Source organism: Gardnerella sialicivorans subsp. sialicivorans, from assembly GCF_056746795.1.
Genome location: NZ_JBWPXA010000003.1, coordinates 120,493 through 145,156, shown reverse-complemented (window position 1 = coordinate 145,156; position 24,664 = coordinate 120,493). Strand labels below are relative to the sequence as shown.

Sequence of the window (24,664 nt, the reverse complement as noted above, 5' to 3'; positions counted from 1 at the left end):
TATATTTTTTCGTATAGTTTAATAGAAAACAAGTCTTGAATATTTTGTTTTCGTGTATATAATCACGCAATAGTCATAACAACATCACAATTAACAATTTAAAGTAATCTTTAATAGGGTTGTATTATTTTGCGTGCAACATTTATAAAACAAAAAATTTTACAATTTTACAATTTTACAATTTCTCGATTGGTGCAACTCTTAACATAAGTCGCTTTACACCATCCGATCCAAAATCGACTGTAATAATCGAGTTTCTGCCCTTGTCTTGCGTTTTAAGAACAGTTCCAAGACCGTATGTGTCGTGCGAAATCTTATCGCCTTCGTGGAAATCATTAATGTTTAAGTTGTTATCTTTTTCTTGCAAACTCTGCTTTTTATAAGATAATGACGATGCGGATGATTGCAAATTTGAGGCGGATGATTGACTCTGATACGATGCGCTTGATTTTCTAGCGATTCGAGTGGTGACTTTGCTAGATTTTGAACCGTAAGATTTTGAACCGTAAGATTTTGAGCCATATGAGTTGCCATAATGCGATTTGTTGTAACTAGATCCGCCATAACTCGATCCGCCATAAGTTGTGTACGAATCGTCACCCCAACCGCCATCGCTGCCAAAATCGTCGGAGAAATCGCCAGCAAAATCGTGGTCAAAATCACTGCCTGCTCCCCTAAGCCCAGCTCGCATAACATCTGCTTCCGTGCGCTTCCAGCAAATCAAATCCGCAGGAATCTCATCCAAAAACTGGCTTTGAATCATCTCTGCAGACTTGCCCCATTGCGATCGCTCAGCCGCCCAAGTAACGTACAAAATTTTCTTAGCACGCGTTATGCCAACGTATGCAAGACGGCGCTCCTCGCAAAGCTCTTTTTGATTGTCAACACAGCGCGAATGAGGGAAAGTGCCCTGCTCCATACCAGTCAAAAACACAACAGGATACTCCAAACCTTTAGCTGTATGAAGTGTCATAAGCGTAACTTTTCCAGTGTTTTCGCCCTGGTTTGGAAGCTGATCTGAATCTGCAACCAAAGCCGTAGTCTCCAAAAAATCAGCAACACTAGCATCAGGCGTATTTTGCTCATATTCCGATGCAACCGATTGCAATTGAGACAAGTTATCTACTCTAAATTCGTCTTGAGGGTCCTTAGATTCACGCAAATCTTGCAATAATCCGCTTTCGTTAAGCACGTTCTCTACAACCTTAGAAGGCTTGGAATCGTTAGCTTTCATAAAGTCAATAAGCGAAGTCATAAGATCCCTAAAACTCTTAAGCGCGTTAAAAGTTCTAGATGAAATACCAATTTGCTCCGCAATCTTATCTATTTGACTAAGAGCAGACCAAAAACTTATAGAATTTTGTTTTGCATAAGACGTAATCTGCGACTCAGCACGCGCGCCAAGACCACGCTTTGGAACGTTCAAAATGCGGCGCATATTGACATCGTCATCAGGGTTTGCAATCGATTGCAAGTAAGCAAGCGCATCTTTGACTTCTCGGCGCTCATAGAACTTAGTTCCGCCAACAAGTTGATAAGGCAAACCCGACTTAATAAGCGCATCTTCTAAGCTACGCGATTGCGAATTTGCACGATACATAATCGCAATATCTGAGTAATTTACGCCATCTTCGCTTGCCAAACGCGCGATTTCTCTTGCAACCCAAGAAGCCTCACCTTGCGCATTATCGGCCACGTAACCGACGATTGGAGAGCCCTTGCCTAAAGATGTCCACAACTTTTTAGGCTTGCGATTAGTGTTGTTAGAAATCACAGCATTTGCAGCGTCCAAAATTGTTTGCGTAGAGCGATAATTCTGCTCCAACATAATTGTTGTAGCGTTTGGAAAATCCTGCTCAAAGTCTTGAATATTGCGAATATCTGCACCGCGGAAAGCGTAAATCGACTGGTCGGAATCGCCAACAACCGTGATTGAAGAATGCGGAAGTTGAGAGGAATCTTGTGAAACTGGTGAAACAATGGAATCAGTGGAATAATCATTCAAACTTGCATCATCAACACCTGCAAGCTGGCGAATCAAAACGTATTGCGCGTGATTAGTATCCTGATACTCGTCAACCAAAATGTAGCGGAACTTTCGCTTGTAATACGCGCTAACTTGCGGATTTTGGCGCAAAAGCTTGACCGTTAGCATAATCAAATCGTCAAAATCAACAGCATTCGAAACGCTAAGCCTATTTTGATACTCCGCATAAACAGCAGCGTAAAGCGCATCAGCATTGCCAGCTGCATTAAAGTTAGATACACCAGATACAGACGCACCTGGCTTATAATCTGGTGCGTAATTTTTAAGATTTTCCTGCCATGTAACCAAATTATTTTTGAAATCAGATATCTTAGACAATAAAAGTTTAGGCGTAAACTTTTTAATATCGATATTCAATTCGGATGCGATTATTTTAACAAGACGCTCGCAATCGGAAGAATCGTAGATAGAAAAGCCCGATTTTAAGCCAATTGAATCGCCATGAGCGCGAAGAATCTTAACGCAAGCAGAGTGGAAAGTAGAGACCCACATGCTGTTTGCGGCAGTTCCGATTAAGCTTGACAGGCGCTCGCGCATCTCCGCGGCTGCCTTGTTTGTAAACGTGATTGCAAGAATTTGGCTCGGCCACGCTTTGCGATTAGCCAAAATCCACGCGATTCGGCGCGTAAGAACACGGGTTTTGCCGCTGCCTGCGCCAGCTCCGATTAAAAGTGCGGGCCCAGTGTATTGGACTGCCTTGGATTGCTGGGGATTTAAGCCTTCTAACAGTGTTTGAGGGTTGATTTCTGGGAGGCTGAGGCTGGATGATGCGGATGGCTGTGCGATTGGAGTGTGTTGGGATGCTTGGGTGGACTGGCTGTATTGGCTGAATTGGGAAGATTGGGCGAATTGGGAGGACTGTTCGGACTGGCTGTATTGGGCGGAGGCAGCGGAAAAATCGCCAGCCGCCGTAGAAGCAGAAACTTCGCTCGTCATATCTTCATTAATAGGTGCATCACTAATAGGGGCATTGCTAATAGAAGCACCACTTTGCTCGTCAAAAACTTCATTAGTAGGAGCATCGCTATGCCCGTCGGTAACATCATTAATAGTGGCATCGCTCTGCTCGCTGGCATCTTCTGGATTGCCAAACAAATCAAAATCGTAACCGTACTTGCTCAAAAGCCGCTCTCCCCCGTGTTCCAAATCGCAAAAATTAAACTCTAACCAATTTTAACGGACGGCAGCTAAACGCAATCGCAGCGTTTTGCGCGTCGACGATTAGTCGCACTATTCCCGCGTTTGTTCCCTTTTTGGCCGAAATGTAAACAAATGCGGGGGAAAAGAAACAAACTCGGGCTATACGACATACCTTCGAGATTAAAGCGTAGTGCGCAAAGTGAGTCAAAGCTGGGGGTAAGCTATACAGATACACGCCGAACACGCGGAATGCTGCGCAATTTGAAAGGAATCATCGTGCAAGAACTGGAAGAACGCATCCAAAAAGAAGGCATTGTTAAGCCAGGAAATGTTTTGAAAGTCGACGCATTCCTTAATCACCAATGTGATTGTGCACTTTTTGACGCAATGGGAGCCGCGTGGGCGCAGCATTTTCAAAACACGCATATCAACAAAATCCTAACAATCGAGTCTTCGGGAATCGGAATCGCGTGCGTTGCTGCACGTCATTTTGGCAATGTTCCAGTAGTTTTCGCAAAGAAAGCGCAGTCAATCAATTTGGATGGCGATCAATACGTATCTACCGTATTCTCGTTTACAAAGCAGCGCGAATTCCCTGTGATTGTGTCTAGAAAATATTTGAGCGCAGACGACCACGTTTTAATTTTGGACGATTTTTTGGCTAATGGCAAAGCTTTGCAAGGGTTGATTGACATTTGCAATCACGCTGGAGCCACTGTTGCTGGCATTGGCATTGCGATTGAGAAGGGCTTCCAAGGCGGCGGTGATGCGTTGCGCGAAGCTGGGTATGACTTGGATTCGCTTGCAATTGTGGACTCGATGGACCCTAGCGATGGGTCAATCACCTTCCGCAAATAGCGATTCTGACGCATTTTGTAGCGAAAATAGGCTGAATTTGGTATAAATTCAAACGAAGACTCGAGAAGATTCTCCTTACTTGGTGTTGCGCGAGGTTTGAGTATTTCTCTCCTCGCAGGCGCGACGACCTGCCTGAGCGCTCAAAGCGTAGCGCGCGAATGCAACTCGGAGCGCTGAGCTTGCTTAAGGTTGAAAGCACGGTGTGCTTTCAACGCAAGCGAAGACGTTCGCGCGCTTAGACCGCGCGAACGAAACGCTTCATCCGCTGCGAAAAATCTCGAATCTCTACATAGCTTGGTGGAATATGCGTAATCATGTAGTGTGTTTGTACCTGATTTAAGGCGTGTCGCGGTACAAGCGCACTACGTAAATAGCCTAGTTGATGAGATTGTGCGCAAATTGTGAAAAAATTAAACATAATTCTTCACAAATCGCAATTTTGCGTAAAAATACGATAAAGTAGTTCGGTTGGTGTTTGAAATCTATTACTCTAAATGTGCTAGTTTTCAACATGCAATTTTTAATAATTTTCAATAAGATAGCTTGATCGATATGGCTTTAATCGGCTAGTTTTCAACTGATTGGCGGCTAAACGTATGAGTGATGTTGTGATTGTAAGCGCAGCGCGCACACCGATAGGAAAATTCGGAGGAGCGTTGAAGTCTCTCACATCTGTTGAGTTAGGCACAATCGCAGCAAAAGCCGCCATTGAACGCGCAGGAATCAGCCCAAAATCCGTAGATCAAGCGATTTTTGGAAACGTACTTCAAGCAGGTAGCGGTCAAAACGTTGCGCGCCAAATCGCGCTTAGATCGGGACTTGATGAGTCAAGTTGCGCAATGACAATCAACGAAGTTTGTGGATCTGGTCTTAAAGCCATTCGCCTTGCGCAGTCGGCGATTTGCATGGGAGATGCGCAAGTCGTAGTTGCTGGAGGCACGGAAAGCATGAGCAACGTGCCGTTTTACACGCAAAACGTGCGATTTGGTGGACTTCGCTACGGAAACAGCGCGCTAGTTGATGGCCTAAAAAAAGACGGACTTTGTGACGCTTTTACTGGCAAAGAAATGGGAGTTACCGCAGAAAACGTGGCTGCAAAGTTTGGCATAACGCGCGAGCAGCAAGACGCTTTTGCACTAAAATCGCATCAGAAAGCCGTTTTTGCGCAAAATAACGGCGATTTTGACGCGGAGATTGCGCCCGTAAAGCTTATGGACGGAACTATTATTAGCCGCGATGAGCATCCGCGCGCAAACACATCTATGGAGCAGCTTTCTAAGCTTAAAACGTTGTTTGAGGCGGATTTTGGAACGCGCGAAGCTGATGGAATGAGTAAGGCGAACTGTGGTTTGAGTGAGGCGGATTCTGGCAGTCGCGAAACTGGTGGAATGAGCGAGGCAGATTTTAACACAAAACACTCTCCTACTGTAACCGCTGGAAACGCAAGCAGCATCAACGACGGAGCTGCAGCACTCGTCTTAATGAGCAAAGACTACGCAATCGCTTACGGAATCGACTATTTGGCAGAAATCGTGGGATTTGCAGAAGGCGGAATCAGCCCAGATCTTATGGGATACGCGCCAAAACACGTTATGGAGCGCATGCTAAAAAACACTGGCTACACCGTTGAAAACATTGACCTTTTTGAGATTAACGAAGCGTTTGCTGCGCAAAGCATAGCCGTTTGCCAGCAGCTGAATATTAGCGAAAGCAAGCTGAACGTAAGAGGCGGCGCGATTGCACTCGGTCATCCTTTGGGTGCTAGCGGTGCCAGGATTTTGACCACTCTTCTTTACGCGCTTAAAGACAATCACATGCAAAACGGAGTTGCGGCGCTGTGCGTGGGCGGCGGAATTGGAGTGAGCATGCAAGTTAGGATGCGAAAGTAGAAGTAGCAGCAGCAATGTGATGCGTGCGATGCGTTGCGACACGCGATGTCGCGACTGAAGAGAACGAATGAAAAATAAGTGTTGCGACTGGCGAGCGTGTGTTGCGACACGCACGGAGTGTGACGTATGCGAACGATACTGCTTACGGAGTGTTGCGACACACGCGGATGCTTACGACTTTGTGACTACTGGCGATTCATCTGTTACTGGCGACTTGAAAATGGCGTCAAGTGACGTAAAAGCAACATTGCAAAAGTGAAAAATCGTAAAAGTGAAGAATCGTAAAAGTGAAGAATCGTAAAAGTGAAGAATCGTAAAAATGGCGTCAAAAAATGGAGAGACATGGCAACTTTTCGAGAATTAAGCGTAGAACAACGCATAAAAACGCTGGAATCGGAAGGCGCACTTAGCAGCGACTGCTCGCAACTTCTGCTCGAACAGCTCGCGCAAAGTGGCGAAACAAATATTCCTGCAAGCGTTGCGAACAGCATGATCGAAAACCAAATCGGGCGATTCAGCCTGCCCATAGGCGTTGTGCGCGGCCTAAAAGTGAACGGCGTTACGCGAAACGTGCTGATGGCCACGGAAGAGCCGTCCGTGATTGCTGCTGCATGCAACGGTGCAAAAATCGCGTCGAAAAGCCTAGAAAACAGCGTTGTTGCACGCAGCGAGCATTACGTTACGCGCGCGCAAATCGTTTTTGAAGACGCGGATGGAAGCGTAGCCAAAAAACTAGATAGCATAATGCGCGACGAGTCAAAACGCGCGGCGATTAGTGAGGTTGCGCGCTCCGCACACCCATCAATATACCAACGCGGCGGCGGATTAGAACGCGCGCAGGCGGCGGCGTTAACAGGCTTCGCCAAGCTAACACTAGACATAAACGCGTGCGACGCAATGGGCGCAAACATTGCAAACACCATTGGCGAAGCTGTTAAAACCCAGCTGGAGAGCTGGGTTGGGCGCAAGGCGCTGGTGGCAATTCTTGCCAACTCCAGCCGCGCGGCAACAGTCGCCGAAGTGCGCATACCCGTAGAAGCGCTTGTGCCTAGCGCAAAAACTGCCGCGGCTGGAGATGCCGACGAGCGCTGCGAGAACAGCGGCAAGGCTTGCGAACAACACGCCGAACAACACACCAAGCAACGCAACACCGAACAACGCAACTCGCAGCGCACCGACGGCATGCGCCTTGCGCGCCGCATCGCCGCCTTAAGCTCCCTGGCCACCGTAGACGCGGAGCGCGCTGCAACCCACAACAAAGGAATCCTAAACGGAATAGTGGCTGCAGCACTCGCGTCTGGTAACGACACGCGCGCATTGCAAGCCGCCGCGCACGAATGGGCCGCAAAATCAGGCCGCTACATGCCTCTTTCAACGTGGACTTTACAAAATAGCGACCAAATCCTTTACGGACGCATCGAAATCCCATTGCAAATCGGCACGGTGGGCGGCGCAATCGCCTCTCTCCCAATGTCAAAAGTCGCGTTGCATCTTGCTAAAGTCAAGAATGCCAACGATTTTCGCAACGTTCTAGCAGCCGTCGGACTCGTCCAAAACCTTGCAGCCCTTCGCGCACTCGCGGGTCCTGGAATCCAGGCTGGCCACATGCGCCTTCAGGCTGCAAACATCGCTATCGCTTCTGGAGCGCATGGGGACGAAATCCAAAAGGTTGTTCACGCGCTTCTAAACGAAAATTCTTCAGATTTGAACACAAATTCTGCAAGAATAATTCTTGAGGATTTACGCAAGCGCAGGAACACGTAAAACCGCAAAAACGCGCGGTTAATGGCCATTTTTCCGCAGAAAAATCGCAAGCAACCGAGCCGTAAAATTTACACCACTAAAATCGCCCTTAAAAAATCACACTTAAAAAAAAACAGGAAACTATGAGCAACACACAAAAAATACCGAGCAACACACCGAACTCCCCTAATAACACGCCCAACACACCCCAAAATCCGCCAAAAGTCGGCATCGACCGCATAACTTTCGCAACTCCAAATTGCTACCTAAGCATGAAAGATTTGGCAATCGAGCGCGGAATCGACCCGAACAAATTCACAATCGGAATCGGCCAAAGCCAGCAAGCTGTGCCGCCAAATCATCAAGACATCGTAACGCTTGGCGCTCAAGCTGCGCTGCCGCTGATGCCATACATCGATAGCAGCCGCCTAAAAATGGTGATTGTTGGTACAGAAAGCGGCGTCGATGCCAGCAAATCCAGCGCGCTCTACATTCACAAACTGCTGAACCTTAGCGAGTGGGTGCGTTGCGTGGAAGTAAAAGAGGCGTGTTATGGCGGAACTGCGGCGCTTATGATGGCTCGTGACTACGTTTTGGCGCACTCTGGCGCGCAAGTTTTGGTAATTGCAGCAGACATCGCGCGCTACGGCGTGGGAACTCCTGGCGAGGTGACGCAAGGCGCTGGTGCTGTGGCGATGCTTGTAAGCGAGAATCCGCGCGTGTTGCAAATCAACGATGACAGTGTTGTAAAATCGGCGGAAATCCAGGATTTTTGGCGTCCCGTATATCAAAGCACGGCTTTGGCGCGCGGAAAGTTTTCAACCGAGCAATACATTCGTATGTTCTGCGATGTGTGGCAGAAATACAGTGCGGAAAACGACTGCAATTTCAACGATTTTGAGGCGATTTGCTTCCATCTTCCGTACACAAAAATGGGGCTTAAGGCGCTTCGAGCTGGTTTCGAGGCAAATTCGGGCGTGTCGCACGCATGTGATGGCGTGTCGTACACAAATGACGGCGTGTCTCTTACAAGCAATTCGCGCGAACGTCTTCTTGCGCGATACGAAGACAGCACGCAATATAGTCGCCGAATCGGGAATATTTACACTGGTTCGCTCTATTTGGGATTAATTTCTTTACTTGATTACGATTATTTTAGGAATTCTTGCGATTCATCAGAGTCTGCTGGCGATTCATCTGCGGTTACTTGCGATTCGTCGGTTACTTGCGATTCGTCGGTTGCTGGCGATTCATCTTCCGCAACACACCCAAATGAGTCACCGTTGCGCCCATCTCCCCTACTCCCAGGCCAAAAAATCGGCTTGTTCTCCTATGGTTCTGGAGCTGTAGCGGAATTCTTTAGCGCAACACTGGTTCCAGGCTGGCGTAGCGCGCTGTTTTCTAATCAGCACATAAAAGCGCTAAACAATCGCACGCAATTACGCGTTTCGCAATACGAGGAAATGTTTAACAGCGCGGCGCCTTATTCTCCGCAAGATTTTGTAAGCAGCCAAGAGAATCGAAGTGGCGCGCGATTCGTGCTTGACTCCATCACATCTCAAGAGCGCAACTATCTTTCTATCTAGTTGTAGTGCGATTGCGCTTTGACTGAGCTTGAAATTGCATAACGCATTTCAAGCTCCTTCAAAGCGTGATTTGGCTCAAATGTAAAGTCCAGTGGACTTTACATGCCAAATCAGCCGAGCGGCTACTAATAGCCGCGAGGAATACACGGCTAATCCGCGCGAACGTCCTCGCTCGCGTTGAAAGCACACTGTGCTTTCAACCTTAAGCAAGCTCATCGCTCCGAATTGCCTTTTCGTGCTACGCTCTAAGCGAAAAAGGCAGGTCATCGCGCAAACACGACAACACATAAGTATAGCTACAATGCACGTGATCGTAATTGTTCAGCCAAGATAGAACGATCAATCTTGCCTTCAACAACACTTTGAATCCACTGATATAACACATTATCGAATGGGTTTAGGCTGTCCTCAATATCAAGCACAATTCCATTATTCCTAAGCAAAGCCACACAAGTTAACACCGTTGTACGCTTATTAGCATCAGGAAAAATGTGATCTTTAGATAGATGAGTAGCAAAATCTGCAATCTGGTCAAAAATATCCGTATAATCATATCGCTCAGCTGGAGATTTATCGAAAATGATCGCAAATGTAGAATACAAAACACTTTCAACACTACCCTGAACTTCTTGCTTAGTAGTAGAAAGTCCTTGACCATTGTCAACAATATCTCGCTGAACAGAACACACTATTCCAGCAAAAGCAATAATCTGCTCATCATTCCAAACGAGAGTATCATACTTGCTCATGCATCACCAAGAATACGTAAAGTATTAGGATACTGTTTTTTCACAGCATCTACAGCACTGATAAATGTATTTTGCATAGTAGGATACGAAGCTATATCAGATGACTGAAGAATATCGTTAACTAAAATCGGTTTTTTCTGTTCAGAATCGTATACGTTATGCCATGCACCACCAAGGCGATGCGCATAGTTTACTAAATCGAACGCACTCATCCAACCATATTTTTCAACAACAGACTCTACAATCTGCGAAGCATACTGACTTGTTTCATGATTAGGCGCATGAGTAATGCGATTGCGACCAAATTGCTTAAACGCGTTATATACACTAGGTTCTACAGGACCATATTCCCACGCTTGAATCTCATCAGTGAATAAAGGTTGACTAGGATTATTACGTAAAGCCTCAACTTGCGCAAAATATACGAGCTTGTTTAAAGCGAGATTGGTTAATGTTAACGTCTTGCCATGCTTTTCAATGAAGATTGCTGCTATATCTAATGATTTCATGTTCAATCTCCTTTCAACATATACAAGTATGTAAAAAGTCGCTAACACTTAACTTTTAATAGAATTCTAAAAGCGGATGAGGCGAGATTCGAACTCGCGGTAGGTTTCCCTACAACGGTTTTCAAGACCGTCTCCTTAGACCACTCGGACACCCATCCATGTGCGCTAGTCGCACTATAAGCACGCAAAGCACACAAGCGTATATTTTACCATAATCCCCAGGAAAAACGCGCAGACTCCGTACCTAGTCGCGCCTGTTTCCCAGCAACTCTAGCAAGTATACAAACATGTTGATGAAGTCCAAATAAAGATTAAACGCGCAAATAATCGAAACGCGCTTAATCATTTCTGGCTGATTAGCATAAGCTTCAAAAATCGCACGAGTCTTCTGCGCATCGTAAGCCGTAAGACCTGCAAAGATCAACACAGCAATCGCAGCAATAAGTCGCATTGTTCCAGCGCTTGGAGCAACAAACATAAGAATTACCTGGCTCACGCACAGCACCAACAAAGCCACCATAAGAATCGGGCCAGCCTTAAGCATATTCACTTTTGTAGTAAGCGCAAGCATTGTAAGGCACAGGAAGAATCCAGCAGTTAAAGCCAAAACCATTGCAATAGAGCCTAGGCTAAACACAGTAAAAATCGTGCTAAGTGTAAAGCCTGTAAGTGCAGCATATGCATAGAAAAGTGCGCGAGCTGCCACAACACTCATTTTCATAACGCGCATTCCAAGCACAACAGCAAGCACTACTTGCGCAATAATAATGCCGAAGAAACCAAACCTACCCGTAGCATACAAGTAAGAGTAAAGCGCACCCGTACTTTGCGTAAACATTGCCACAAGCGTTGTAACGATTAATCCAACGGTCATCTCTGCGTAAACTCGACGCACACTCACTCGCTCAGCGTGCTCGCGCACATAAGTAGCCTGCGCGTCAACGATTGTTGGGTTTTGCGCAAAATCGCCAGCATAATTGCCATTAAAATTTCCAAAATCTCCCATAAATCCTCCTAAATCCTTATTAAATATCTAATTATAGTACATTTGTACGACTATGCGTGTCGTGCTACAAAAAGCGGAGATGTAGGTCGTCGTTCGCGCGGTCTACGCGCGCGAACGTCTTCGCCGCACAGAAGCAGTGCTTCTGTTTTGAGCGGCTCAGCGAATCGAAGTGCATTCGCGCGCTACGCTTTAAGCGCTCATGCAAGTCGATTCGCGCTACGCTTTAAGCGAAAAGGCAGGTCGTCGCGCATTAGCTTGTTACGACTCAGGCGCATCCTCCACGCGCGGTGCACCATTAATATCGCGATGAATCCCCTGCATTTGCGCCTCAATTGCCTGCAAATTCTGCGCACACTCAAGCAGCGTCTTGGAATGCTCCGCCAACTTTGCGTCAGGCAAATCCGCTTTATAACGCAACGCGTGCTCCAAACTTGCCCAATAATCCATTGCAATTGTGCGGAATTGCACCTCCACAGGCGTGTAATGCGCGCCCGACGACAAAAACACTGGCACAGCGTAAATCACATGCAAACTTCGGTACCCGTTCGGCTTTGGGTTTTTAATGTAATCCTTAACCTGCAGCACCTGAATATCCGTTTGCTTGGAAAGGTATTGCGCAACCGCGTACACGTCGTCGCGATAGTTGCAAATCACGCGGATTCCAGCCACATCGAACAGATTGTCGCGAATCGAACGCGTTGATATGCTTAGGTTTCTGCGGCGCAGCTTCTCAAAAATCGAGTGCACGGATTTTAGTCGCCGCTCCATATGATGCACGGGGTTGTGCGAAAATCGCACTTGAAACTCGCCGTCCAAAATCTCCAGCTTCGTGCTAATTTCGTACATCGCACCTTCGTAAACTTGCATCATGTTTACAAATTCGTCCATTTGCTCGGGCGGAAGATGCGGCGTTTCGCTTTTTATAGGTGATTTTTGCGCGGACTTTTCGTCGGCGGTTGCTGGCGACTTTTCCGCAGATTCCGCGGCTTCTGCATTTGCCGCAGCGGCGTCTGGTGCCCCACCATCGCCTGCTCCTTGCAAGCTTGCGTAAAGTTCAGCCAAATTTAAACGATTATGACGATCAAGTATCACGTTTTTTATTTTACTCGCAATTTTGTTATAAGTCTGATAATCGCCTGAGAATACGCGCGAAAAGGCAGGTCGTGTCGTTCGCGCGTTACAGCGCGCTACGCTTTGAGCGCGAAGGTAGGTCGTCGCGCAAACGTATAAACTTATATATAGGTATCATCAAGTCAAAATTAACAATTATTTGCGCACAAGGAGGGAAAAATGGCAATTAATGCAACAGTTGCAAATCCAGCGAAATCTGCGAAATATGCAGAAATCTCAAAAAGCACAAAGCTGGCCTACCCTCCTACTCTAACCCCGTTAGTCGTGCAAAAACTTTGTGCTCCAATCGCACGCAAACTCGGCGTAAAATCACTGTATCTATTCGGATCGGTTGCGCAAGGAACCGCCAATCGCAACTCAGACGTAGATTTTATATACGAACTGCAAGACGAATCGAACTTAGAACGCGAAACCTCGCGAATTGTGCGCAAACAAGAGCTAATGCGATCACTCGCCGATTGATTGGGCAGAAAAATCGACCTAGTTAACAAAAGTTACGTAACTCAGCCGTTAGCGGACGAAGATGCGGAAATTCAGCGAAAAGCGTTCGTAACAACGATTAACGCAAAGCCAATATTCCAAATTGTGTGAATAGTCCGCGCGCGTTTTGTAGCTCAAAACGGCAAAATCAACAACAAAAAGCGGGAAGTTTTACTCAACCATCTATTAGTTCTAAATACTTATTAGCAGCTTTACGTATTTTCGCAGAATCAATCCAGCCATTCGTAAATGATTTATTAACTGAATGAAGTAGCGTAAATAATGCGTTTGTAAGATTTCTCTTTCCTTTAGCTATGTTGTATAGATTATCAAAATGAGCTGCTTTATTCCTAATCTCTTTAATATAAATAAGATTTTTTGCTATTGTCTTCCTATCCTCATCATATTTTTTATTGCTCTTGGAATCATTCACAAATGGAAATGCGTTACATATAGATATTTGCCAAAGTTTTTGCTGTATGAGATTGTTTTTTGTTGTTTCAGAAGATCCAATAAGTTTTACCCACGTTCCCCACATGAGTTTAGATAAAATGTCATCATGAGTTACACTGCTACCAGCATGAGCGTGAACTGCGATTTTTTTTGCTTCATTGATTTGATTTTTTATTAAGTCTTTAACTAAATCTGGCGTATATAGAGGATTAGTCCATGCTTCATTTTGCTTTTCTTGCAATGCAAGTTTGCGAAGCTCTAAATCAATTGAATTACGCACGCATATTTCTACGTATCCAATCTGCTCGTGTAATATTCCTGCTAATTCATGATTTGATTTGCATATAAGCATGGCTGTGCTCACATCATTATTCGCATCGCGCATATAACGTTCAAATCGTGCAACGCCGCAGAATTGTTGCGCTTCTTGAAGAGATATAAAAGATGTATTAACAGCCATTAAGACATTGTACATCTAGTTTGATATTTAACGCAGAAATACAATCACAAAATGAGTTGCGCAAGATGATTGTAAAAATACAAATAGTTATGGAGTGTGATAGAATTGACAAACCTGTGTAGGTTGCTCCTACACGTGATTTCATTGAGCTCTTGTTCATTTTGGACAAGAGCTCAGTTGCTTTATTCACATTCTGCAACTCAAAAGCTACAAACTCGGGAAATATCGCTAGCGCAGTTTAATCTCGCCACGCATCGTTCGCGCGTTACAGCGCGCGAACGTCTTCGCTTGCGTTGAAAGCACACCGTGCTTTCAACCTTAAGCAAGCTCAGCGCTCCGAATTACCTTTTCGCGCTACGCTCGAAGCGAAAAGGCAGGTCGTCGCGCAATATGTGCTTGCCGCGAATATCCCACTTACGCCGCTTCTTACCAGCCGCCGCCGTAATCATCATGGAAAGAATCGCAGCCGAGAATATCACCGCTATAACAAACAGCGTCATCCAAAGCGGCCATTGCACGTGGTCCTCTGGCGCCGCAACAGGATCCGGCAGTACGCGATAGCCAGTCACTAGCAGCCTGTGCGAGTTCACACCATACGGCGTGCACGTAAGCAGCGTCGCCAAATCGCGCCCCTTCTCGCGCTGAAGAAGGCTTATATCGTGCGGATCCACTACGTTTATACGAAACACCTTGTATCGCAAGGTCTCCCCCTGCACGTCAAAGTAAAAATAGTCACCCTTCTTCAAATTCACCAAATCATCAAACATTGTTGCATTCGCCAAACCAGTATGCGCCGTCACCACCGCATGACGATTCTTACCCCCAACTGGCAAATCTGTGCCATACAAATGCCCCGCGCCATGCGCCAAAACTTCCTGCGAACTACCGTGATAAATCGGCAACTTCACGCCAATCTTCGGAATTTTTACGATGCCAATAATGCCCATCGGCTCCTCAAGCGTTTTAAGGTAGCGCTTGTACGCAGGCGTGTTAGTTATGCTTTCCTGACCGTCGCCGCCGTACGGATCGCGCGTGAGCATATCCTTGCGCGTTGCATTATAGCGCTTCGCAGCGCGAATGTGTGCGCGGCGCACATCGCCAGCCTGGTCGTGGTTGTACTTATCGTACGCAGTGGAAATCTCCTTAGAAACGTGATTGTTCCACAGCGTTGAGCACACAGGGTAACTAAAGCACAGAATTCCCGCAAGAACCAGCGCAATCGGCTCTAGAATGCGCATCAGTGTACTTTTCTTTTTAGTTATTTTTTTAGTTGTTTGTTTAGTTTTAAGTGTATTTTGGTTTATTTTTTGGCTTGAGTTGGATCGTGGAGTTTGCTCTTCGGTTGCTGGCGACTTATCCGCAGCCACACCACTTGCGCCAGCCACATCGCTAACACCAGCCACCCTGCTTGCGCCAGCCGCACTGGAGGTACGCTTCGCCTTATTCTTAAACAATTTAGCAACAGCGCGCGCAATCAATGAGCGGCACAAATTGCTAATATCGGCTAGCTTCATAACTCCTCCAAGCTCAAGCTATTTAATGAAGTAATTCCCGATTTTGTTCCCCAAATCGACCAAAAAGGGAACAAACGCGGGATAAAAAGGAATAAGAGCAGGCGCGACGACCTGCTTTCGCGCTCAAAGCGTAACGCGCGAGCGATTTTTCAGATTTTGTAGCTCAAACAGGCTACATAGGATTGAGTCTAGGATTTTGCTCCTAGACTCAATTTATGCAGACTCAATCGTTACAGACTCAATCGTTTATAGATTTAATCTTTATAGACTCAATCACTTATGATTTGCTGATTAAAGTAAGCAAATCACGCAGCCTGCTCTTCATCTTTCTTGCGGTTGCGCATGAAGACGAAGATGCCGAAGCACACCAAGCACACGCCAGCCAACGCAAAGATAATCACGCCTGCAGCACCAGACTTTGGAAGCTTGAACCAAGAACCATTATCCTTGGTTGGCAAGTTAGCAATGTCAACGGATGTAGGGCTAGACACAGTGGAAGTTGTAAGAACAGTTGCTTCATGAGCCTGATGATCACGCTCATAATTAGCTGGAGCTTCAGTCTCAACAATGTAGAACGGATGATCTGCACTATCAATAACAACCTTTACAGGTTTTTCAAACATACCATTCTCATTAGTGGTGAGTTCGCCAACCTTTGAAGCGTTTTTGCATTCATCTGCAGAAGTATCTGCAGCGCACTTATCAGCGTCAGCCTTCTTAGCGAAGAGCTTGAACTTAGCGCCAGCGAGCTTAGGCTTAACCGAATCAGTATTCTTATCAGTTGATTTAAAGGTGCCATCGTACTTGTTCACCTGCAAATAGCCGTAATTGGACGTAACCGTTGAACCTTTATCGTCTGAAACTTCTGGGGTAGGAGCTGGCTTATTCTTGCCCTGTCCCTGAATAAAACCAGACTTATTGGTGAAACTAGTTTCAGAGACGTCCATAGGATCATGAATCGCGAACGCAAACTCAATTTCAACTTTTGCGTCAGGATCAACTTTTGCTGCGTTTGCAATATCATTTAAACCACCATTTGCTCCATCGAAAGAAACTTTAACACGATGTGCTACAACTTTCGTACCAGTAGCATCTCTAATTTCTTCGAGGCTTACACTATATTTACCTGTCAATTGTGTAGTTGTTTTCACTTTATTGCTGTTTGTATAAACTAAGTTTACAGACTTAACATTATCTTCCGAAAAGGAAGTGAATGCATAATCAGGAGCCTGATCGAATACAGTGTATCCCTTCAGATCATCCTTAGTCCAATTCGAACGTTCTGTAGCGGTGTTACTAGTAATAGCAGCAGAAATCTTGTAGGTCATGGTATCGCTTTTACCCACGAATGATGTTTCATTGTCTCCATGAACAAGAGTCTTCGTAATCTTACCAGCAAGGCTCTGGTTCTTTGGAAATACAAATACATTGTACCTATAATTAACCTTATTATTTGCTTCATGAATGATTTCTGGAATCGTCATGTAGAACGGTGTAACGTCGTTAGAGTGACCAGGTGCAGCCTCGGTTTCTTCAACCTTGTAAAGGCCGAAAGGAAGATTGTTGAATTTAACTACACCCTTATTTGGTTTTGTGGAACCAGTAGTACCTTCTTGCGTAGCATTGCTATCAAATTCCATGCCTGTAGGATTAGGATTATCATTAAGAGATTTCACCTTAGTGGCAAGAGCTTCCCAATTCTTGTAATCTTTGAGGTCTGTGCTTGTGGTATCAGAGGTAGAAAGCTTCGTAACTCTTTGTACCTTGAACTTAGCACCAGGAAGAAGGGTATCGACAAGATATTCTGATGCCTCATAATTGGTGATCTCGATGGAACCAACGCAGTTGGCGATTTGGTCTTTAGCCCATGGTGCCTTAGAAGTATCGCAGACGGTCCCATCATCAGCCCAAGCGGAGCTGCCAGCCACCACGGCGCCAGCAACGCACAGCGTGCCAGCCATCGCGAGCGAGGCGATTGCGGCCACGCATTGCTTAGTTATCTTGTTCATAATTTCTCCTTGTTTATTGCCCTTTCGAGCAGTTTTAAGAGATAAGTTTTCTGTTTTGTGTTGCGCACGGTCGGCGGAGCCATTGCAAGCCGCATGAACTCTGTTGGCGGCTACGATTTGCGCCGCGCGCAGCAAGATTAAATCCGAACCATGCTTCGGCATAATTGCCATTGCTGTGTAACATCACTGTGTAACGCGTAATGTCATTCCCGACACATGGAACGTTGATACTGCAGTTTTTGCGCTGCAGAAAATTTTCATCAGCATCGCCACCTTTCGCTACGTCGCCTTAAAGCGCGAAGCTTTTTGGCAGTTTTGCAGATAAAATCTTTAATTTGCACATTGCGCATCAGCGCCTTACGCAACAACGCCATATGCGCCAGCGCCTTACGCAGCAACGCCTCAAGCATCGCGCGCCCCCACTTGGTCTGATCAAGGAAGAACCCAGCTGCCATCACGCCCGTACCAATCACGCACACCACGCTCATCAGCATGTTCCAATTCACGCAATCTTCCCCGCCCGTATTCGGCAGCTTAAATTGTTCGACCACAGTAATATTGAACGTGAGTCTATCCCAATTAGTTCCCTGCTTCAAAAAATTATTATTCATTAAGTTACGAGCATCATTATTAGAAGGATTCCTCATAAAAGTATTATCGGAAGCAAGAGTATTGAACCTATTCAGCGCAGCATCATCCAGCGTAAACACTGTGCAACTATAGTCGCCAGTTTGTTTTGGAGTGCCGTCAACAATATCTTCTGTTCTAGCGATTGCGTTCTTAACACTATTCACATCACTCTGATCATTAATGAATCCATAAAGTGTATGTGCAGCATTGCAATTCCCTCGTTCGCGACAATTCATTTGCTGCTCTTCGTTAGCAAACTTCCATTGAGTAGATTTACTACCATTGCCAGGAATATAAACAACACTTTGATTTTCATCGCTGGTCCAATTACCACTTGTATGATCTTTGTGGCACAGCATGCGAAGGTTAAGCTTATTCTTGCTAGTCAAACTCCAAGTGCGAATGAACGGCTTTCTAAGCAACGATATGCCATTCATAACATACAGCCTATCTTTCAACTCACCATTCATCGGCTCGCCAGTTTGCGGATCCTTATCTTTGTACAATTTAAGCTGAAGATTACTTTGATCTAAGCCTTCGACTGTAACCTTCGCATACACAGGCTTGCCCTGATTTCCAGCATCCTCATCTTCCGACGTTGAACCATCAGGGTATGTAACAACCACTGGAGTCTCATAATCTTTAGCACTAATGGTCACATCTGGATAGAAGGTCACTTCGCCAGAGTTACTATAACCAATTCCAGAAGACTGTTTCATAAATGACCATGGGATAACTTTATGTTCATTGTCTTTTTTATATTGCTTAAGTTTGAATTTTGTGCCTTGTGGCAAGTCACCAACCTTCATATCCTTATACATTTGACCTGAATCTGTAATACCACCAGCCGTTCCACCAATTTCTGGCTTAGCGCTTTTAGGTTTTTCGGTAGTAACCTTATTGCCCGCTTTTACAGTAACGGGAAGATACTTTGGGTTGTAGTAGTGAGCGTCACTATGCACATGAATTGGGAATGTTACAGACTCCCAATCAACATGCCTCATAGTATTGTTTTGAGGATTTTCTTTATCTTCCTTATTAGTCAAAACTCCATTAATAACTTTTTCTAAAGTCCTACCAGACTGATTATTTATAAAACCTTTTACAGCTTTTTCAAACTTAGTTTGTAATCCACCATGTTTACCTTTATTTTCAAGGTCTTTAATAGCGTACACGGTGCAAACAAAATCACCATTTTTCTCAACTGTTCCATGCAACCAACCGCGAGTACGCTCAGTCGTGTCACGCTCGTCGCCATAAAGGTAAAGATCATTATTACAACTATTGTTTTTATTGCACTGCTGACGCGTCTTTTCTGACCTAGTCCACTGAGAAGGATTCCCATCTTCAAAGGCTCCGTTATCCTTGTTGCCTTTTCTACCAGCAAGCTTTAAACCATTAACTTCATCGAACTTATAATTTTCACGCGCGCCAGTTTTCTGGTTTATCTCATAACAAAGCATATGCTGATAGATTTTGCCTTGCTTAGTACTTGACCAAGAGTCGAAGAACATTGGATCTTTCCTATTGGCAGGAATTTTCTTACTATCCTTGCTCTCTGCATCAGTTAAATCCCTAAGTTCATCACCCTTTCGGAATCGCATACCTTCACTATCATTATCAGAAATATGTCTGCTCAATTGTCTATTAGAGTAAACATTTAACTTCAAGTCTTTTCCTGTAACTGGCTTACTTACCACGCTCACAGGAACGTACACTGGCATACCTCTGTTACCAGAATCATCATCTTCTGAAGTTGAACCGTCTGAATAATGTACAATTACAGGAACAAGATAGTCATCAGTAGGAGTATTTTTACGCGGTGCAAAAGTAACTTGACCATACTTAGTGTCAGTCTTAGTATCTTCTGGCTTATTATCATCCTTCTTCTTATTACTGTCTTTTCCTTCGAAATTGGACCAGTCAAGCTTATCTTTTGATTTCTTATGCTTAGAGTACTTTTTAAGCTCAAACCATGTGCCCTTTGGCAAAGAAGTGCCATCCTGCACCAAATCATTCTGACTGCTATCGTTTTTATCTACACCGTTAGCACCACGATGGCTTTCTGGAGCATCAGACTTTGCTTTACCGCCAGCTTGCACTTCAACCTTTGTGTAACGTGGGTTATACTTATGCGCCAGTGAACGAATAACAATATTAACGTCTTTAGAAACCCATTCAGTATTTTTACTAGCTGTTGGCAAAGCAAAATCATGTTTGTTTTCTTTTACAAAAGCGTCGAATTTTTTCTTAGCATCGCTGCCATCACTCAACGCAAACACACGACAAACGTACTTACCACCCTTATTAGGACTTCCTTTAATTTCTCCACGAGAACGCTCAATAGTGTATTGGTCGTCATCATATAATTGGCTCTGACGGTTGCAAGATCTACCATTAATCCAGCACTGCTGATCTTTGTCACTAGCATGAGCCCATTTCTCAGTTTGCTTAAAAGTTAATCCGCTAAAAGAGTTAGTACTATCTTCTCCGACATTACTAAAGGTGTAATCCTTCTTTTCTACTTTACCGCCCTTGCCTGTAGTTTCCTTCCAGCACAAGGATTTCAAAGAAATTTGACCAGTTTTATATCTAGACCACGAATCAATCCACAAGCCTGGATTAAGCGGAGAATTTATATCAGCGTAAACTGTTCCATTATCTCCTAAATTAGTACCGCCTACACCATTATGAATATTCATAATAATGTAAGGATTTGAAGGATTTGGACGTTTCACGTTAACAGTAGCGTAAATAACGCTTTTTTTGAAATCGCCATTCTTATCAGCATTACCAGCAGTTGAATCTGTAGATTTAGATCCGTCAGCATAAGTCACTATCACTGGTGAATGATACTTACCGACTTCTCTCCACTTGTTGGAATAAAAACGAACTTTGCCGTTATGTAAATCCTTATTCTCAATACTGCTCCAATCAAGAACATGATCGCTCTCATTCTTACCATTTACATACTGCTTAAGCTCAAAAGTAGCATCGTTAGGGAGATTACCAGTCTGAATAATATCAGCATTCTTCTTAGAATTATCACGCACGCTCTTAACAGATGCGTAAACAATTGGCATTACACTAGCCTGATTATCGCCAGTTTTTTCTGTCAGATTAATTGGGGTGTAAACAGGGTTGTACAGCGATGCTTGCGAAACAACCTTTATCTTAGTTGTGTGCTTCTCCGTAGCGAAAGAACCACGATCATAATACTTGCAGTTATACGGGTATCGAGAAGGATCAGGATAAGTAATTTTTGTTCCAAATTCCAGAACTTTGCCCTTATCTTCTTTTCTAGGGTTATAAGTTACATGACCAGTTCTGCTATCAATATACACAGAGCCCTCAGGCATATTCGATGGAGAATTAACTACTTTTACACCACTAGGAATTTTTTTAGTAAGCTCATATTTTATGCCAAGATTGGTAGGCAAATTAGTAGTCGTACCACCATCGTATTCAAAACTGCCCTTCGAAGAATTACCTTCCCACTCACCGGTTCTTGCAAACGGTTTCACTGTAACAGGGCGATGATATGTAGTAATAGGAATATTATCTTGCCCATACTTTTTATCATCCGAACTATTGTATTGAGGGTATGAAATCTCATCACCATTTGTCGGATCCATTTTTACTTGATGCTCAACGTAATCAGGAATACCATCACCATCAGTATCAAATGGGCCCATAGCAGCCCACTTGTTACGTGTACTATTCCCCCAATAACCTGCACCCACACCAGTTGTATTAGCATCCCAACCAGCAATAATAGGTAAGGTTTCTGGATTAACACCATCTTCAACAAATGCTTCTATATGCCACTCATAAGAGAAAGTTGTATCACTCTGAGCCCAATCAAGAAATACACGACCAAATTTATTGCTGGGATCATTCGGATTATTCGGATTGCCTCGCCACTTACGAATCTCACAAAAATTGTATTTCTTTCTAATTTCGGGGTCTCCACAGGTAGCATCATCGCTTTTACCAAGTTTTTCTCTACCTAACGAGTATTTCCAAGCCTCATTAAAATAATAATCGCCATCAGCGTAGGTATAATTATGCTTAGCACTATTAGTAAATTCACTTGGTCTTTGACTATTATATTTTACTTCTCTTTTAAATTCCCAATGACCTTCTTCTCCTTCTTTCTTTACAAAATATCTCGTAACAGCAGTGCGAGTTACGCGAACTGAACTTTGATGCGAAGCATCACCATCCCTAAGACCTTTTGGAAGAAAAACTGTCAAATCTGGCCTACCATCCCACGGCGAACCATCTGACTTTGCATTTCCTTTAGGAGGCACATTGAAAGATAAAGAATTTAATCCCATACCATTCGCATTGAAGGTAATATCCCAACTGATTTTAGTTCCACTTTTGCCATAATCACTATCCCACTGATTGTATTGAATATTAGGATAGCTAATAGAAACATCACGAACAGCATCACCAACCCAATAGTCACCATCAGTAAAATATCCATTGCCAGCGTAATCCCACCAAGCCTGAGTTGCATTTGCTTCTTTTACAGGCGGCACAACAAAAGTCGCGAAAAGCGTGGCGGCGGCGAGGATCATTGCGAAGAGCGCGCGGAGTAGGGTTCGGGAAGTGCGGGCTGGATGTGCGGTGCGAGCGGCGGTTGTTGCAGCGGTGCTGGAGAGTGAGTCAGAGTCGGAGACAACGGCGGCAGAACAAGAGTCGGCGCCTTCCTTATTCCAAGCAAAAGCGCGCGACGCAAGACGACCCACTCGTGATGCGAATCCACGTAACCCTGCTGGCAACATAGTCTACTCACCTTCTCTGGCACCGCGAATATCGTGGTAACCCCAACAAAACTGCATAAACTCATTCCATGCAGCTTGTTCTTAGTTCTTCTTCGTTACTCTTCGTTCTTACTTGTCTTGTGCATTTGAGCGTAACGCCCAAAAATGGGTAGAGCACCCAATAAATCAAGTACTCAAAAACATTCAGCGAGTGCAAGAAGACAGGAAAACAACCATGTCAACTCAGCAAGCGCCGAAAAACTATCAACCAAACGGCCACCTTTTAACGTTAAATGCTAAACAACGTTCAACAACGTTTGCAACGCTAAACGCGCGCGCAAAAAACAAGATAGCAAGGCGCAGCTTTAAACAAAGCCTTTAACATTTATACCCCCCCCCTAACGAATTGCAAGTTAAAATACTATACAATTTCAAAATACGTAAAAGTTTTTATAATGATTGACTTTTACAAAAAATCTATTGAATACGCGATAATAACCGAATACTTTTATGTAGTAGGTGAAGTGTTTTTTATGACCCGCGTGTCGCAAAACCACAACATCTTGTGGCTCAAATGCGCGCTGACCACAAATCGCCAGCTATGTAGTGCGATTGTACCTGATTTCGGTGTTTTTTAATACAAACGCACAACATCAAAGCGAAAAGGCAGGTCGTCGTTCGCGCGTTACAGCGCGCTCACGTCTTCGCTTGCGTTGAAAGCACACCGTGCTTTCAACCTTAAGCAAGCTCAGCGCGCCAAATTGCCTTCGCGCGCTACGCTTCAAGCGCTCCGGCAGGTTGGCGCGCGCGAATTACCGCAAAATCATCAACAATTACTTGCATTATTAATGACATTTACGTTACATCATATATAATTGTCGTATATATTTATGCAAAAGTACAAAACTCCCCACAAAAGCATAAGAGTAGGAACCAAGATGACTATAGCAACAACAGACGTAGTAAACGTAAACTTTCGAGCAAAGAAAGAAGACAAACTCAACGCAGAACGAGTTTGCAAAGAACTCGGAATCTCTATGAGCGCAGCGCTTAACGTGTTTATTAAAACAATTGGTCGCGAAAAGAGGATACCGTTAGATTTTTCGCTAGACCCGTTTTACGAACCGTCAAATCAAGCATATTTGAAATCGCAGATTGATGGCGTTAAAAATGGCACAATAAAGCTTGAAGAGCACAATTGCAAAGGTCACTACGACGATAAATAACGCAAAGACACAAAAAACGCAAAGACACGAATAACGCGGAGGCAAACTACGAGCAGCTTAATTAGGCAGCAGATTCTGCCAGAGTTTATACCAGTTGGCGCGCGAATTGTTGTGCGAACGTACAAAATCGCGCAATTAGGCAGCGGCGAAAGATTGCAAACCGCTGGCAGCATACAAACAGACAATGGCTGTGCTCAAACAGACGACGCCAGCGCAGAAACAAGTGGAATCGCGCCAATAACAGCAAGCACTCCAACAACCAGTCACACACAAAAAATCGAATACCACGACGCGATTGGTCACGTAATCAGCTGGGACGGCGCAACATTGCACCTTATGCGCGACGCGGCCGCAAATGGAAGCCGACCCGAGCAAGAAATGTTCATCGACGCGCGCACAATCGTAAGGCTAAAGCCAATACCCGAGCGCAAACATCGCATTTAATCTGCGCGAGCCATGTAG

At 44.7% G+C, this 24,664-nt stretch carries 16 protein-coding genes and 1 tRNA gene; 7 read left to right on the top strand and 10 right to left on the bottom strand.

Going from position 1 to position 24,664, the window contains the following annotated elements; all coding sequences use genetic code 11:
• Positions 1-175: 175 nt before the first annotated feature.
• A complete protein-coding gene (locus tag AC1EKB_RS02870; protein WP_481248796.1) occupies positions 176-3,169 on the bottom strand; it encodes an ATP-dependent helicase in 2,994 nt (997 codons plus the stop codon).
• A gap of 294 nt (positions 3,170-3,463) precedes the next feature.
• Between AC1EKB_RS02870 and AC1EKB_RS02865 the strand changes: the two genes are divergently transcribed.
• The 4 genes from AC1EKB_RS02865 to AC1EKB_RS02850 all read left to right on the top strand — a co-directional run bounded on the left by AC1EKB_RS02865 (position 3,464) and on the right by AC1EKB_RS02850 (position 9,263).
• Positions 3,464-4,045 (top strand): xanthine phosphoribosyltransferase, encoded by a 582-nt coding sequence (locus tag AC1EKB_RS02865; protein ID WP_481248795.1) that lies wholly within the window; start codon positions 3,464-3,466, stop codon positions 4,043-4,045.
• A gap of 596 nt (positions 4,046-4,641) precedes the next feature.
• Entirely contained in the window at positions 4,642-5,934 is a 1,293-nt protein-coding gene (locus AC1EKB_RS02860) for a thiolase family protein (protein WP_415693849.1), read from the top strand.
• A 342-nt stretch (positions 5,935-6,276) separates the two neighbouring features.
• Complete coding sequence (locus AC1EKB_RS02855; RefSeq protein ID WP_481248794.1) at positions 6,277-7,698, top strand: hydroxymethylglutaryl-CoA reductase, degradative; 1,422 nt, start codon at positions 6,277-6,279, stop codon at positions 7,696-7,698.
• 122 nt (positions 7,699-7,820) lie between these two features.
• A complete protein-coding gene (locus tag AC1EKB_RS02850) occupies positions 7,821-9,263 on the top strand; it encodes a hydroxymethylglutaryl-CoA synthase family protein (RefSeq protein WP_481248793.1) in 1,443 nt (480 codons plus the stop codon).
• Positions 9,264-9,559: 296 nt separating this feature from the next.
• Here the strand turns inward: AC1EKB_RS02850 and AC1EKB_RS02845 are convergent, their stop codons facing one another.
• The 5 genes from AC1EKB_RS02845 to AC1EKB_RS02825 all read right to left on the bottom strand — a co-directional run bounded on the left by AC1EKB_RS02845 (position 9,560) and on the right by AC1EKB_RS02825 (position 12,619).
• Positions 9,560-10,012, bottom strand: a complete 453-nt coding sequence (locus AC1EKB_RS02845) for a Fic family protein (RefSeq protein WP_415693846.1) — start codon at positions 10,010-10,012, stop codon at positions 9,560-9,562.
• Complete coding sequence (locus tag AC1EKB_RS02840) at positions 10,009-10,521, bottom strand: Panacea domain-containing protein (RefSeq protein WP_481248792.1); 513 nt, start codon at positions 10,519-10,521, stop codon at positions 10,009-10,011. Before AC1EKB_RS02840 ends, AC1EKB_RS02845 begins: the two co-directional genes overlap by 4 nt.
• Positions 10,522-10,594: 73 nt before the next feature.
• Positions 10,595-10,679, bottom strand: a tRNA-Ser gene (locus tag AC1EKB_RS02835).
• 86 nt (positions 10,680-10,765) lie between these two features.
• The gene (locus AC1EKB_RS02830; RefSeq protein ID WP_415693844.1) at positions 10,766-11,527 is read right to left on the bottom strand and encodes a Bax inhibitor-1/YccA family protein; all 762 of its coding nucleotides are present in this window, start codon (positions 11,525-11,527) and stop codon (positions 10,766-10,768) included.
• Positions 11,528-11,785: 258 nt separating this feature from the next.
• Positions 11,786-12,619: a GTP pyrophosphokinase gene (locus tag AC1EKB_RS02825; RefSeq protein WP_481248791.1), complete on the bottom strand. Its 834-nt coding sequence runs from the start codon at positions 12,617-12,619 to the stop codon at positions 11,786-11,788.
• A 198-nt stretch (positions 12,620-12,817) separates the two neighbouring features.
• Between AC1EKB_RS02825 and AC1EKB_RS02820 the strand changes: the two genes are divergently transcribed.
• Entirely contained in the window at positions 12,818-13,120 is a 303-nt protein-coding gene (locus tag AC1EKB_RS02820) for a nucleotidyltransferase family protein (protein ID WP_415693842.1), read from the top strand.
• A 193-nt stretch (positions 13,121-13,313) separates the two neighbouring features.
• Here the strand turns inward: AC1EKB_RS02820 and AC1EKB_RS02815 are convergent, their stop codons facing one another.
• The 4 genes from AC1EKB_RS02815 to AC1EKB_RS02800 all read right to left on the bottom strand — a co-directional run bounded on the left by AC1EKB_RS02815 (position 13,314) and on the right by AC1EKB_RS02800 (position 22,790).
• The gene (locus tag AC1EKB_RS02815) at positions 13,314-14,051 is read right to left on the bottom strand and encodes an Abi family protein (protein ID WP_415693841.1); all 738 of its coding nucleotides are present in this window, start codon (positions 14,049-14,051) and stop codon (positions 13,314-13,316) included.
• Positions 14,052-14,392: 341 nt separating this feature from the next.
• Complete coding sequence (locus AC1EKB_RS02810) at positions 14,393-15,565, bottom strand: class C sortase (RefSeq protein ID WP_481248790.1); 1,173 nt, start codon at positions 15,563-15,565, stop codon at positions 14,393-14,395.
• A 305-nt stretch (positions 15,566-15,870) separates the two neighbouring features.
• Positions 15,871-17,745: a SpaH/EbpB family LPXTG-anchored major pilin gene (locus tag AC1EKB_RS02805; protein WP_481248789.1), complete on the bottom strand. Its 1,875-nt coding sequence runs from the start codon at positions 17,743-17,745 to the stop codon at positions 15,871-15,873.
• An 89-nt stretch (positions 17,746-17,834) separates the two neighbouring features.
• Positions 17,835-22,790 (bottom strand): Rib/alpha-like domain-containing protein, encoded by a 4,956-nt coding sequence (locus AC1EKB_RS02800; protein WP_481248788.1) that lies wholly within the window; start codon positions 22,788-22,790, stop codon positions 17,835-17,837.
• A gap of 1,124 nt (positions 22,791-23,914) precedes the next feature.
• Here AC1EKB_RS02800 and AC1EKB_RS02795 point away from each other — a divergent pair.
• Together AC1EKB_RS02795 and AC1EKB_RS02790 are read left to right on the top strand one after the other, a co-directional pair.
• Positions 23,915-24,202 carry a type II toxin-antitoxin system RelB/DinJ family antitoxin gene (locus AC1EKB_RS02795; RefSeq protein ID WP_481248786.1) on the top strand — a complete coding sequence of 96 codons (288 nt, stop codon included), beginning with the start codon at positions 23,915-23,917 and terminating at the stop codon, positions 24,200-24,202.
• Between the two features lie 111 nt (positions 24,203-24,313).
• Entirely contained in the window at positions 24,314-24,646 is a 333-nt protein-coding gene (locus AC1EKB_RS02790) for a DUF6725 family protein (RefSeq protein WP_481248785.1), read from the top strand.
• Positions 24,647-24,664: the final 18 nt, after the last annotated feature.

Bases quoted from the DNA above. Each gene is read 5' to 3' on its own strand.
- AC1EKB_RS02860 (WP_415693849.1), top strand. From the start codon at position 4,642: ATGAGTGATGTTGTGATTGTAAGCGCAGCGCGCACACCGATAGGAAAA.
- AC1EKB_RS02810 (WP_481248790.1), bottom strand. From the start codon at position 15,565: ATGAAGCTAGCCGATATTAGCAATTTGTGCCGCTCATTGATTGCGCGC.
- AC1EKB_RS02840 (WP_481248792.1), bottom strand. From the start codon at position 10,521: ATGAAATCATTAGATATAGCAGCAATCTTCATTGAAAAGCATGGCAAG.
- AC1EKB_RS02855 (WP_481248794.1), top strand. From the start codon at position 6,277: ATGGCAACTTTTCGAGAATTAAGCGTAGAACAACGCATAAAAACGCTG.
- AC1EKB_RS02850 (WP_481248793.1), top strand. From the start codon at position 7,821: ATGAGCAACACACAAAAAATACCGAGCAACACACCGAACTCCCCTAAT.
- AC1EKB_RS02830 (WP_415693844.1), bottom strand. From the start codon at position 11,527: ATGGGAGATTTTGGAAATTTTAATGGCAATTATGCTGGCGATTTTGCG.
- AC1EKB_RS02800 (WP_481248788.1), bottom strand. From the start codon at position 22,790: ATGATCCTCGCCGCCGCCACGCTTTTCGCGACTTTTGTTGTGCCGCCT.
- AC1EKB_RS02845 (WP_415693846.1), bottom strand. From the start codon at position 10,012: ATGAGCAAGTATGATACTCTCGTTTGGAATGATGAGCAGATTATTGCT.
- AC1EKB_RS02795 (WP_481248786.1), top strand. From the start codon at position 23,915: ATGACTATAGCAACAACAGACGTAGTAAACGTAAACTTTCGAGCAAAG.
- AC1EKB_RS02815 (WP_415693841.1), bottom strand. From the start codon at position 14,051: ATGGCTGTTAATACATCTTTTATATCTCTTCAAGAAGCGCAACAATTC.
- AC1EKB_RS02805 (WP_481248789.1), bottom strand. From the start codon at position 17,745: ATGGCAATTATGCCGAAGCATGGTTCGGATTTAATCTTGCTGCGCGCG.
- AC1EKB_RS02820 (WP_415693842.1), top strand. From the start codon at position 12,818: ATGGCAATTAATGCAACAGTTGCAAATCCAGCGAAATCTGCGAAATAT.